The following is an 11,930-nucleotide window of genomic DNA, read 5'->3' on the forward strand; positions in this document are numbered from 1 at the left end:
ATTAACATATGCGTACGTTTAGTGGCAAACGTAGTGCGCTGGCGTTGGCTATCGCCAGTATCACAGCACTGTCGGGTCTGGTCGTTGTTCCGCAGGCACAGGCCGAAGGCTTTATCGATGATTCCACCCTGACGGGCGGCATTTATTACTGGCAGCGTGAGCGCGACCGTAAAGATGTCACCGACGGAGATAAATATAAAACCAACCTTTCTCACGCGACCTGGAACGCCAACCTGGATTTCCAGTCTGGCTATGCAGCAGATATGTTCGGTCTCGATGTGGCGGCATTTACCGCAATTGAAATGGCGGAAAACGGCGACAGCGGCCATCCAAACGAAATCGCTTTTTCGAAAAAGAACAAAGGCTATGATGAAGACTATTCCGGCGATAAGAGCGGAATCAGTCTGTATAAGGCCGCCGCGAAATTCAAATATGGTCCAGCCTGGGCACGTGCCGGTTATATTCAGCCTACCGGTCAGACGCTGTTAGCACCGCACTGGAGTTTTATGCCAGGGACCTATCAGGGGGCTGAAGCGGGTGCTAACTTTGACTACGGCGATGCGGGCGCGCTGAGCTTCTCCTATATGTGGGCCAATGAATATAAAGCGCCGTGGCACACTGAAGTCGATAAATTCTACCAGGGCGATAAGAAAACCAAAGTCGATTATCTCCACTCTGTCGGCGCAAAATATGATTTCAAAAATGACCTGGTGCTGGAAGCCGCATTTGGTCAGTCTGAAGGTTATGTCGATCAGTACTTTGCGAAAGCCAGCTACAAGTTTGATTTAGGCGGGAACCCATTCTCCACCAGCTATCAGTTCTACGGTGCGCGTGACAAAGTTGATGACCGTAGCGCCAGCGATATCTATGACGGAACCGCCTGGCTGCAGGCGTTAACCTTCGGCTACAAAGTGGCGGAAGTGGTTGACCTGCGTCTGGAAGGAACCTGGGTGAAGGCTGAAGGTCAACAGGGGTTCTTCCTGCAACGTATGACGCCGACCTATGCGTCATCCAATGGTCGTCTGGATATCTGGTGGGATAACCGTTCAGACTTCAACGCCAACGGCGAAAAAGCAGTCTTCTTTGGTGCGATGTATGACCTGAAGAACTGGAACCTGCCTGGCTGGGCTGTCGGGGCTTCTTATGTGTATGCCTGGGACGCGAAACCGTCTACCTGGCAGAGCAGCCCGGACGCCTACTATGACAAAAACCGTACCATCGAAGAATCTTCGTACAGCCTGGATGCGGTCTACACCCTGCAGGACGGTCGTGCGAAAGGCACCATGTTTAAACTGCACTTCACCGAGTATGACAACCACTCCAACATCCCGAGCTGGGGCGGTGGTTACGGCAACATCTTCCAGGATGAGCGTGACGTGAAGTTCATCGTGATCGCGCCATTCACCATCTTCTAATGCCACCAGCGGCAGGCCTTGGGCCTGCCGTCTCGTTGAGGACTGTGCTATGAAAAAACTGTTACTCATTGCCGTAATGGCCTCGGGACTGGTGGCCTGTGCGCCGTCAACGGCCCCGAAAGAAGACAGCCGGTTGAAAGAGGCGTACAGCGCCTGTATCAATACGGCTCAGGGATCGCCAGAGAAAATCGAAGCCTGCCAGAGCGTGCTGGATGTGCTGAAAAAAGAAAAACAGCATCAGCAGTTTGCGAATCAGGAAAGTGTCCGCGTGCTGGATTATCAGCAATGCATTCAGGCGACCCGCACCGGTAACGACCAGGCTGTGAAAGCCGATTGTGACAAGATCTGGCAGGAAATTCGCAGCAACAATACGGCGAAGTAAGCGTCAGAGACAACATAAGGCGGGCGGAGAGTGTTCTCCGCCCGTTTGCGTTTCAGAGCTTATTCTCTGCAGTCTGATAACTGCGGCTAAGACGCGCAAACAGCATTGCCGTCGCGGCGAGCCCGCACAGCGCGGCGCACATCAGCCACCATCCTGGCGAACTTTTATCACCGGTCAACTGGACCAGCGCCGTGGAAATGGCAGGCGTCAGGCCGCCGAAAATGGCTGTTGCAAGACTAAAGGCCAGTGAAAAACCCACGGTTCGGACATAAACCGGCATCACCTCTGTCAGGGCCGCCACCATCGCACCGTTATACATCCCGAAAAAGAACGAGAACCAGAGCAGTACCAGCGTCATGCGGGTAAAGTCCGGCGCGGCGGTGAGCCAGTTCATCACCGGCCAGGTGGTGATGAGCGCCAGCACGGTGATGCCCATCAGCACCGGACGACGCCCGATCCGGTCAGAGATAGCGCCGCCAATCGGCAGCCAGATGAAGTTAGAAATCCCTACCAGCATGGTGACTACCAGGCTGTCACGCGCACTCAGGTTCAGCACCGCTCTCCCATAGGTGGGGGTATAGACGGTAATAAAATAAAAGGTCGTAGTCGTCATCGCCACCAGCAGAGTACCCGCGGTGATAATGCGCCAGTTTTTTGCAATGGTGGCAAAAATTTCCCGCGTGTCGGGGCGATGCTTACGTTGTAAAAAAGCGTCGGTTTCCTGCAATGAACGGCGAAGAACAAAGATCAACGGAATAATCATACAGCCAATAAAAAACGGGATCCGCCAGCCCCATTCGGAGATTTCATCGTGACCCAGCGTCGCATTCAGACCGTAGCCGATCAGTGCGGCGACCACGATAGCCACCTGCTGACTGGCCGATTGCCAACTGGTGTAAAAGCCTTTATTGCCGGGTGTGGCGATTTCAGAAAGATAGACCGAAACGCCGCCCAGTTCGACGCCAGCAGAAAAACCCTGCAGCAAGCGCCCCAGCAGAACCAGCACCGGGGCAAGCAAACCGATAGTCTGGTAACCGGGGACGAGGGCGATAAGCAAGGTGCCGCAACCCATAATGGCCAGGGTAACCATCAGCCCTTTTCGTCGTCCAATCCTGTCGATATACGCGCCCAACACCACGGCCCCGATAGGGCGCATTAAAAAGCCGGAGCCAAACACGGCGAAGGTGAGCATTAACGCAGCGAACTCGCTTTCTGCCGGGAAAAATGTTTTTGCAATATAGGTAGCGTAAAAACCAAACAGAAAAAAGTCGAACTGCTCAAGAAAATTTCCGCTGGTCACACGCAGTATTGCGCCGAACGTACCGGCGCGCGATGTTGTTTGGGTCATTGAGGTTTGCTCCACTGTCTTATCATAATATTTATAGAGGTAAGAGTTTGCGGTCAGTCGCCTGCGACCCCCGCCTGTTTTCCGCGACGCTTCTCAATTGCCCACTTGAGTAAGGAGGCGCAGCGGTAGAATCCGTGGGCAAATTTTCCGTACGGAATGGTCAAAAAAAGTGCCATGACCACGCCAAGATGGATGGCAAGCAGGATCCCCATCCATGAGGTATCTCTTCCCGCCAGCAAGCCTAAACCGGTCAGACTCGTCAGCAGCAACAGCAAAATAAAACCGCGATCCATGGGTTTTTGTCGCGCATCGCCATGCAGCGGCGAGCGCTTCAGGTTTAGCCACAGCAACCCAGCCGGGCCGATCGTCAGCCCAATCCCGCCCAGGGTGCCGAGCATCACCGGAACGCTAAAGAACGGATAGGGCGCTTCCCATCCGGCAAGATAGTGATAGCCCGTCGCCACAACGGTGGCGGCGAAACAGAGCATAAATCCGTAAAAAGTGAGGTGGTGGAAACGACGACGCATCAATGTGAAAGCATCGTCAGCGTCGTTGCAGCCTTTGCCATGTCCGCCATCGAGGTATTTCAGCGTTAGCGCATTGTGCGACGCTTCGGCAATTTCCGCCGGACGCGGCCCGACGGGAGAAATCTCGCGCCAGAAGCGGATAACCCCTGCCATCAGTAACCCGATAGCCAGTATGAAAACCGAGCCAAACATCCAGGCCAGCAGGTTGTGCGGGAAAATCTGGTAGAAATCACCGGCCAGCGGCGGGTGGAGCAGCGATCCCTTTAGCCCCATCGCGAGAAGTAAAAAGAGGATCAGACTAAAGACCAGCGCCAGCGTCACGGTGATGCCCGCCCGGCGATACAACGCGCCGAAAGCTGCAGGCAGCGCATAGTGTTGGTAGGTTTCCAGACGCACTTGCGCCATCGCTTTTGGCACGTTGATGGCAAATTCATGCGGCGGCGCATACTGGCAGGCATGCAGACAAGCGCCACAGTTGTGACACAGGTTGGCCAGATAATTAATGTCCGCTTTGCCGAATTCCAGCCGTTGCGTCATCGCCGGAAACACGGCGCAAAATCCTTCGCAGTAGCGGCAGGCGTTACATACCTGCATCACCCGCTCGACTTCAGCCTCTGGCTCGGTGAGAATTTTGGCCTCGATAATCAGTTTTTCAAGCTGCTTCATGACGCGCCTCCTTACGTGCTGCCTGCGCGGCTTCTTTTCCTGCGATGCGACCAAAGGTGGTGCCGATGGACATGCCGACACCGGCGGTATAGCCCTTGCCCAGCACATTACCCGCCATCATTTCGCCGGCAACGAACAGGTTCCGGCTGGGGACGCCAGCGAAGTGGACCGCGGCGTGTTCATTCACTTTCAGCCCCAGATAGGTAAAGGTGATCCCTGGGCGCAGGGCGTAACCGTAGTAGGGGGGCGTGTCGACAGGTCGCGCCCAGTGGGTTTTCGGTGGCGTTAGTCCCTGTGTGGCGCAGTTGTCCAGCGTGGTGTGATCAAACTGGCCTGGCTGACAGGCCTGGTTGTAGCGCTCCACGGTATGGGTAAAGCGCTCAGGATCCAGCCCTAGCTGGCAAGCCAGTTCCCCCAATGTGTTGGCTTGCGCACCGGGGAATACTGGTGGCATAAAGTGACCGATTGCTTTGCTGTCGATAATGGAGTAGCCAATCTGACCGGGCTGGTGGGCAACCAGTCGGCCCCAGATGGCATAGCGCTTGGGCCAGAAATCTTCGCCCTCATCGTAAAAGCGTTCCGCATCCCGATTGACCACCACGCCAAGTGACACACAGTCCACGCGGGTGCAAATGCCACCGTCATACAGCGGGGCGCGGGCATCAATGGCGACACAATGTGACTGAGAGGGATCGCCAATGACGTCGGCTCCGGCCTCGATCATAAATTTGAGCAGAACGCCCTGATTAAAGCGGGTGCCGCGAATAAGGAAGTTATCGGCCGGCCATTCGCCGCGGGCATTTTCTCCCCAGGCCTCGCGCAGCCATTCGCGATTAGATTCAAATCCGCCGGCGGCCAGGACGCAGGCGCGGGCTTCAATGCGTTCGTTCCCGGCGAGGGCAGCGACAAACTCACCGTTGCGCAGTTCGAGGGCCTGAACCGGCGTGTTGTAGCGAATCTGTACCCCCAGCTTTTCTGCGCTACGATAATAGGCGTTCACCAGCGCTTTCCCGCCGCCCATGAAAAAGGCGTTGGTTCGCGCCACGTGCAGCGCGCCCGAAAGCGGAGGCTGAAAATTAACACCGTGCTGACGCATCCAGTCGCGACATTGCGAAGAGGTACGGATCACCAGACGCGCCAGCGCTTCATTAGTATTACCTTCGGTGACACGCCAGAGATCCTGCCAGAACTCCTCTTCGGGATAACTCTCGACCAGCACATCCTGAGGCGCATCGTGCATGCAGCGTAAATTGCGCGTGTGTTGAGAATTTCCACCGCGCCATTCTCTGGGCGCAGCTTCTAGCAACAACACCGAGGCTCCTGCCTCGCGGGCGGTTAAGGCGGCACATAACGCGGCATTACCGCCGCCGATCACCAGTACATCAACCATCGTAGACTCCATTACCATTTAACTATTTGTTAAATTTGTAATTAAAATGTATACGCACAGGTTGTACGGCCGCTATGGCGGGAAGCTAAAGAGCTGTTTAGTGAGTGTAAAGGGTTGCGCCCGGCCAACTACCGGTTTCCACCAGTTCACGCATCACTTTTGTGAGGATCACGCGGGCTGCAAGACCGGCGGGGGTGAGTTCATCGTCAGACAGGCTGACCAGAAAATTAGGGCGGCTGAGTATAGGATTGTGAACGCCGATCACTCTTAGCGCTTCCCTCTCAAGATGTGAAATGGCCGCTCCGGGTTGCAGCGTGGCGCCGAGTCCGCTGCGAACGGCGCGCATCAGTAACGTCAGACCGTCAATTTCCGTGGCGATATTCACCTTCAGTCCGTGTTCCTGACAGATGCCTTCCAGTCTGCCACGCAGTCCGTGGCCCTGGCTTGGCATGATCAGGGGAATATTCGCCAGTTGAGCAGGGGTTATGGTGTCATCCGTAATATCCGCCAGCAGGTCGTACGTGCCAATCAGAAACAGCCGCTCTTCGAGGATCGGTCTGGCGCTCCAGCGCAGGATCTTCTTTTCCTGAAACACGACCGCCAGATCAATCTGACGGGTGTTGATCATTCTTTCCAGATTGCCGGAGAGGCTTTCCACCACGTGCAAACGCACGTCGGCATAGTGTTTCCGCATCGCGTCAATAAACGGCATTCCGAGGATGGAAGCGGTGCTGGGCGCCATGCCAACGCTGACGTGTCCGGATAACCGCGCTTCGCGAGCCGCCAGGATCGCATCATCGGCGTGACGCAGCGCCAGTTGCGCCTGTGAATAAAAGGCCAGACCGGCGTTAGTGGGGGTCACACCACGTGAGGTTCGCTGCAACAGGCGGATCGCAAGCTCGTTTTCCAGCCGCGTCATCTGCTGACTGAGCGCAGAGACGCCGATGTCGAGATCGAGCGCCGCGCTGCCCATACTGCCGGTTTCCACAATGCGGACAAAATAACGTAGCTGGCGAAGTTCCATTTCGATTCTCCGGGTGAGGCAGGGTGATATTTTACATTAAAGCAACATGCTGGCGGAGGAAAGTGCTGAATGGGGAATAGCAGGCATAAAAAAAGCCAACCGGCAGGTTGGCTTTTCAGAATAATGCAGATTATTTCGCGTCATGCGCGTGTTCGTTTTCGCGGCAATCGCCTTCAGCGCAGTGACCGTAAAGGTAGAGGCTATGGTTCGTCAGACGAATGCCATGCTTTGACGCAATCTCACGCTGGCGCGCTTCAATAGACTCATCACTGAATTCGATCACTTTGCCGCAATCAAGGCAAATCAGGTGATCGTGATGATGCTGCTGGGTCAGCTCAAAAACGGATTTGCCGCCTTCAAAATTGTGGCGGGTTACGATACCGGCGTCATCAAACTGGTTCAGCACGCGATATACGGTCGCCAGACCAATTTCTTCACCCATGTCGATCAGTCGTTTGTATAAATCTTCCGCACTGACGTGATGGTTATCCGGTCCCTGAAGAACTTCCAGAATCTTTAAACGAGGAAGCGTTACTTTCAGGCCAGCCTTCTTTAATGCGGTATTGTTGTCAGTCATGCGGAATCTGTCCTGTTGCTAAACGATTCACTTCATACAAGAAGTGACAGAAATTGCACTCGGGATAATGCGTTTCATTATAGGACTGCCGTGTCTAAATGAAAACTGCAAGCCTCTGGCAAATGTTAATAAATAGTCGGTATTGCCTGGAAATGAGAGCGCCACCGAAAAACTCCCGCACATTGTACAGGGATGGGCAAGAAAGTTACAAATTTGTAGCAATTATTTTGATTGGTTCTGACTATTGATGCGGCGCAAACATTGTCTGCGCCGCAAAACATCAGGCGTTAATGATGTCGTCGAGGTGCAGTTCTTCGGAAATCTGCTTCACCCATTTTTCTACGCGCTCAGCGGTCAGTTCCGGCTGACGGTCTTCGTCAATCGCCAGACCGACAAAATGATCGTCATCTGCCAGGCCTTTGGAGGCTTCAAAATGATAGCCGGCGGTCGGCCAGTGGCCCACGATGGTGGCACCGCGTGGTTCAATGATATCGCGGATCGTGCCTAACGCGTCGCAGAAGTATTCTGCGTAATCTTCCTGATCGCCACAGCCAAACAGCGCAACCAGTTTGCCGTTAAAATCAATGTCTTCGAGAGTCGGGAAGAAGTCATCCCAGTCACACTGCGCTTCACCGTAGTACCAGGTTGGGATGCCGAGCAGCAGAATGTCATAACCTTCGAGATCTTCCTTGCTGCTTTTTGCAATGTCATGCACATCGGCAACGTCTTTACCAAGCTGTTTTTGAATCATTTTTGCGATATTTTCGGTATTCCCGGTGTCGCTGCCGAAAAAGATGCCAGTGATTGCCATGAGTAAAGTAACCTCTTGAAACTTATTGAAATGGTGGGGGCGAATTGCCCGCAGATAAGGGCAATCATAGCAGAACAGTCAGGTATGCGGAAATAGCAAACGCATACAAGTGCACTCCGTGCTACACGAAAGTGGGAGAAGGGGGGATTTCAGGCGAGATCCTGACCGCGCAGCGCTGCCAGTTGGGCCATCAATATCTCTTCTATCAGTTCACTACGGCTCATCTCACGGGATTCCGCCAACTCATTCAGCGCGTCGACAGCTTCCGCGTTGAGTTTGAGTTCGACACGCTTAAGGCCGCGAACTTTGTCGCGTTTGAGTTGATTACGCTTGTTAATGCGCAGCTGTTCATCGCGCGAAAGCGGATTGGTTTTCGGTCGTCCCGGGCGACGCTCGTGCGCGAACAGATCTAGTGTCGTACGGTCCGTTTGTTCTTTGGCCATGATTTTGGTGACTTCGGGGAAACAATCAGCCAGGCCTCTGCCCGGCTGGATAGCGCGCCATCATACATCAGCGAATGAGGCGCGCCAACGTTCACACGCGTAATCGCGCACGGACGCTGAGTTTTTAATCAGTTAGCCGTTTCATTAAGATAACGACGGATGGCGCGCAGCACCGCCTCCGGTTTTTCGGCATGCACCCAGTGACCAGCCCCGGCAATCACATGCGCGCGTGCTTGTGGGAACTGTGCCAGTAATTCATTGCGGTACGCCTCGGTGACGTAAGGGGAGTTGCCGCCGGGGATAAACAGCGCCGGGTGATCCCAGGCGGGAATCGTCTCCCAACCGACAATATGCGGATATTGCTCCCACAATACCGGTACGTTGAAGCGCCACTCGCCGTCAACATACGATTTCAGCAAAAATTGAATCACGCCTTCTTCATTAAGATGTTCGCGCATGACCGCGGCCGCCTGCTGGCGGGTTTTTGCCTCTGATGCCGTCACCGCGTTGATGGCGGCGAAAATTTCGTCGTGGCGGCGGACGTGGTAATCCACCGGGGCGATATCAATGGCCACTAAACGATCGATGCGTTCCGGGGCCAGCGCGCTGAGCGCCATCACCGCTTTCCCCCCCATCGAGTGACCAATAAAGGTGGCTTTTTCTATTTGTTGCGCATCCAGCGTGTCCAGCAGATCCTGCGCCATTGCCGGGTAGTTCATCACCGGGTCGCGAGGAGAGAGACCGTGGTTACGCATATCGACCTGAATGATGTCATGGTCGCTCACCAGATCGCGTGCCAGTACGCCCAGATTGTCCAGGCTGCCAAACAGACCATGAACCAGTACGATGGGAGAATTATTGTGCAGGTTTTGTGCGGATTGCGCTCGGATATTCAATTTCATGGCAAAGTTCTTTTTTTCGCTCTGTCGGGTTAGGGTATTATGTTGACCATTCTGCCACTGGGCTGCAACCACTTCGGTTTTCTCCGAGTTTTTTGTTCAGCCAGGTTTGACGCTATTCGCCGTTGGGATTTGCTCCTATACTCCCAACGATTTGTATTTCAGATCAGATAAGACACCGCACTGGATTAAGATGAAAACGATTGAAGTTGATGATGAACTCTATAGCTATATTGCCAGCCACACGAAGCATATCGGCGAGAGCGCATCCGAGATTTTACGGCGGATGTTGAAGTTTTCCGCCACATCACAGCCCGTCACGCCAGTGACAAAAGAGGTTCGCGCCGCACAGCCGGTCGTTGCCGAGGCGAAACCCGTCAATCTTGTCAAAGATAAAGTGCGCGCAGTACGTGAACTGCTTCTGTCCGATGAATATGCGGAGCAGAAGAAAGCCGTTAACCGCTTTATGCTGGTGCTGACTACACTTTATACACTGGATCAACACGCGTTTGCTGAGGCGACGGAATCGTTGCATGGCCGTACGCGTGTCTATTTCGCGCCTGATGAACAGACGCTGCTGAAAAACGGTAATCAGACCAAACCAAAACACGTGCCAGGCACGCCGTATTGGGTGATTACCAACACTAACACTGGCCGTAAATGCAGCATGATCGAACACATCATGCAGTCAATGCAATTCCCGGCGGAATTGATTGAAAAGGTTTGCGGAACAATTTAATCCATGCAGAAAAGGACCAGGCAATGGCAATCCACGACCGTGCAGGCAAGCCTGCACAACAGAGTGATTTGATTAACGTCGCGCAACTGACGTCACAATACTATGTACTGAAACCCGCAAAAGGAAATGCGGAACACGCGGTAAAGTTCGGTACCTCCGGACACCGCGGCAGTGCAGGCCGTCATAGCTTCAACGAACCCCATATTCTGGCGATTGCGCAGGCTATCGCGGAAGAACGAGCAAAAAACGGCGTCACCGGTCCGTGCTATGTAGGTAAAGACACCCATGCACTGTCTGAACCGGCGTTTATCTCCGTGCTGGAAGTGCTTGCCGCGAACGGCGTCGACGTGATTGTTCAGGAGAACAACGGTTTTACCCCGACGCCTGCCGTATCTAATGCCATTCTGGTCCACAACAAAAAAGGCGGTCCGCTGGCTGACGGTATTGTGATTACCCCGTCCCACAACCCGCCGGAAGATGGTGGCATTAAATACAACCCGCCTAACGGTGGCCCGGCAGATACCAACGTCACGAAAGTGGTGGAAGACCGCGCCAATGCGCTGTTGGCTGATGACCTGAAAGGTGTGAAGCGTATTTCTCTGGATGCCGCGCTGGCGTCCGGTCATGTCAAAGAGCAGGACCTGGTGCAGCCGTTCGTTGAAGGGCTGGCGGACATTGTCGATATGGCGGCGATCCAGAAAGCGGGCCTGACATTGGGCGTGGATCCGCTGGGCGGTTCCGGTATTGAATACTGGAAGCGTATCGCTGAGCATTACAAACTGAACCTGACTATTGTAAACGATCAGGTGGATCAGACCTTCCGCTTTATGCATCTCGATAAAGATGGCGCGATCCGTATGGACTGCTCATCTGAATGTGCTATGGCCGGTTTGTTGGCGCTGCGCGATAAGTTCGATCTGGCGTTCGCTAACGATCCTGACTATGACCGCCACGGTATCGTCACTCCGGCGGGGCTGATGAATCCGAACCATTATCTGGCGGTAGCAATCAACTACCTGTTCCAGCATCGTCCGCAATGGGGCAAAGAGGTCGCTGTCGGTAAAACGCTGGTTTCGTCGGCAATGATTGACCGCGTGGTTAACGATCTGGGGCGTAAACTGGTCGAAGTTCCGGTGGGCTTTAAATGGTTTGTTGATGGTCTGTTTGACGGCAGCTTCGGCTTTGGCGGCGAAGAGAGCGCGGGGGCATCCTTCCTGCGTTTCGACGGTACGCCGTGGTCTACTGATAAAGACGGGATCATCATGTGCCTGCTGGCAGCGGAAATTACTGCCGTCACCGGGAAGAACCCACAGGAGCACTACAACGAGCTGGCTGCCCGTTTTGGTGCGCCGAGCTACAACCGTCTGCAGGCTGGTGCAACGTCGGCACAGAAAGCGGCGCTGTCGAAACTGTCTCCGGAGATGGTCAGCGCCAGTACGCTGGCAGGTGATCCGATCACTGCGCGTCTCACGGCAGCGCCGGGTAACGGTGCGTCGATTGGCGGTCTGAAAGTCATGACTGACAACGGCTGGTTCGCGGCACGTCCGTCGGGTACGGAAGATGCGTACAAAATCTACTGCGAGAGCTTTCTCGGTGAAGAGCATCGTAAGCAGATCGAGAAAGAAGCGGTCGAAATTGTTAGCGAAGTGTTGAAAAACGCCTGAGTTGATAAGCCGCATGCAAAAAGGAGCTGCGAGGCTCCTTTTTTA

Annotated in this window: 12 protein-coding genes; 4 read left to right on the forward strand and 8 right to left on the reverse strand. The window is 54.3% G+C overall.

Going from position 1 to position 11,930, the window contains the following annotated elements; translation table 11 throughout:
* The first annotated feature begins 8 nt into the window (after positions 1-8).
* A complete protein-coding gene (gene chiP, locus QNN88_RS12715) occupies positions 9-1,415 on the forward strand; it encodes a chitoporin ChiP (protein ID WP_414240538.1) in 1,407 nt (468 codons plus the stop codon).
* A gap of 49 nt (positions 1,416-1,464) precedes the next feature.
* Complete coding sequence (gene chiQ, locus QNN88_RS12720) at positions 1,465-1,797, forward strand: ChiQ/YbfN family lipoprotein (RefSeq protein ID WP_414240539.1); 333 nt, start codon at positions 1,465-1,467, stop codon at positions 1,795-1,797.
* A gap of 52 nt (positions 1,798-1,849) precedes the next feature.
* Here chiQ and tcuC read toward each other — a convergent pair whose 3' ends face one another.
* The 8 genes from tcuC to ybfF all read right to left on the reverse strand — a co-directional run bounded on the left by tcuC (position 1,850) and on the right by ybfF (position 9,485).
* Positions 1,850-3,145: a tricarballylate/proton symporter TcuC gene (tcuC, locus tag QNN88_RS12725; RefSeq protein WP_414240540.1), complete on the reverse strand. Its 1,296-nt coding sequence runs from the start codon at positions 3,143-3,145 to the stop codon at positions 1,850-1,852.
* A 53-nt stretch (positions 3,146-3,198) separates the two neighbouring features.
* A complete protein-coding gene (tcuB, locus tag QNN88_RS12730) occupies positions 3,199-4,338 on the reverse strand; it encodes a tricarballylate utilization 4Fe-4S protein TcuB (protein WP_414240541.1) in 1,140 nt (379 codons plus the stop codon).
* On the reverse strand, positions 4,325-5,728 hold the full coding sequence (gene tcuA / locus QNN88_RS12735) for an FAD-dependent tricarballylate dehydrogenase TcuA (RefSeq protein ID WP_414240542.1): 1,404 nt from the start codon (positions 5,726-5,728) through the stop codon (positions 4,325-4,327). Before tcuA ends, tcuB begins: the two co-directional genes overlap by 14 nt.
* A 97-nt stretch (positions 5,729-5,825) precedes the next feature.
* Positions 5,826-6,752: a tricarballylate utilization LysR family transcriptional regulator TcuR gene (tcuR, locus tag QNN88_RS12740; protein ID WP_414240543.1), complete on the reverse strand. Its 927-nt coding sequence runs from the start codon at positions 6,750-6,752 to the stop codon at positions 5,826-5,828.
* 130 nt (positions 6,753-6,882) lie between these two features.
* The gene (gene fur, locus QNN88_RS12745) at positions 6,883-7,329 is read right to left on the reverse strand and encodes a ferric iron uptake transcriptional regulator (protein ID WP_043001394.1); all 447 of its coding nucleotides are present in this window, start codon (positions 7,327-7,329) and stop codon (positions 6,883-6,885) included.
* A gap of 280 nt (positions 7,330-7,609) precedes the next feature.
* Entirely contained in the window at positions 7,610-8,140 is a 531-nt protein-coding gene (fldA, locus tag QNN88_RS12750) for a flavodoxin FldA (protein WP_046477502.1), read from the reverse strand.
* Between the two features lie 149 nt (positions 8,141-8,289).
* Positions 8,290-8,583, reverse strand: coding sequence for a LexA regulated protein (gene ybfE, locus QNN88_RS12755; protein ID WP_044326665.1), 294 nt, complete (start codon positions 8,581-8,583; stop codon positions 8,290-8,292).
* 128 nt (positions 8,584-8,711) lie between these two features.
* Positions 8,712-9,485, reverse strand: a complete 774-nt coding sequence (gene ybfF / locus QNN88_RS12760; RefSeq protein WP_414240544.1) for an esterase — start codon at positions 9,483-9,485, stop codon at positions 8,712-8,714.
* A 190-nt stretch (positions 9,486-9,675) separates the two neighbouring features.
* Here ybfF and seqA point away from each other — a divergent pair, with 190 nt between their 5' ends.
* Together seqA and pgm are read left to right on the forward strand one after the other, a co-directional pair.
* Positions 9,676-10,221, forward strand: a complete 546-nt coding sequence (gene seqA, locus QNN88_RS12765) for a replication initiation negative regulator SeqA (RefSeq protein WP_414240545.1) — start codon at positions 9,676-9,678, stop codon at positions 10,219-10,221.
* Positions 10,222-10,244: 23 nt separating this feature from the next.
* The gene (gene pgm / locus QNN88_RS12770) at positions 10,245-11,885 is read left to right on the forward strand and encodes a phosphoglucomutase (alpha-D-glucose-1,6-bisphosphate-dependent) (RefSeq protein WP_414240546.1); all 1,641 of its coding nucleotides are present in this window, start codon (positions 10,245-10,247) and stop codon (positions 11,883-11,885) included.
* Positions 11,886-11,930 lie beyond the last annotated feature (45 nt).

It is taken from the genome of Citrobacter sp. ANG330 (genome assembly GCF_047467925.1).
GTDB lineage: Bacteria > Pseudomonadota > Gammaproteobacteria > Enterobacterales > Enterobacteriaceae > Citrobacter_A > Citrobacter_A amalonaticus_G.